The 561-nt window shown below is 31.9% G+C and carries 1 protein-coding gene; it reads right to left on the reverse strand.

The genetic code is table 11. From position 1 onward, the window contains the following. Window positions 1–284 (reverse strand): metallophosphoesterase family protein (locus tag V3W49_RS22930; protein WP_500148281.1); only part of this gene is annotated, 284 nt, incomplete at its 3' end. Window positions 285–561 lie beyond the last annotated feature (277 nt).

Here is a 561-nt window from a genome sequence, read left to right on the forward strand (position 1 = left end):
TAATGTATCATTAAGATTTCAATTGAACTGCCACTTACTAGTCGTTTATACAAAAATGCTTCATCATGATTTCCAACAACAGATTCTAATGAATGAGTTTTTGAAATAATCAGCAGTTTTTCAAGAACTTCTTTTGGATGTGTTCCTCTTTCAAGAATATCCCCCAGATTAATAATTCTTGAAAACTCACCATATTCTTCCTTGAATGTAGTATGAGTTACTACATCAAGAATTGTTTCTAGTGCTCGGATATCTGCGTGGATGTCAGAAAGAATTAGATCCATAAATTATCTTTCTTCTAGTTCAATTTCAAATTTTCAAATAATAATAATATCGATAACTCAATCAAGCTTGACTGCTTCTTCTTTTATGTGGATAAAAAGAAGTCAATCTAGTCCATGAGTTTGATATTTTTTGGCTTGCTAGACATGATCAGGTCTTATTTCAATGAAAATTTTCCCCAGTTCGAATATGGATTTGATTCAAATTTTCTTGTAGAAGGTCGGATAAATCTTCAAGATTCAATAGAAAGTTTGTCAGGAACCGATGCCTCCATCGCAT

Source organism: Rosenbergiella sp. YN46 (assembly GCF_036620675.1).
Lineage (GTDB): Bacteria > Pseudomonadota > Gammaproteobacteria > Enterobacterales > Enterobacteriaceae > Jejubacter.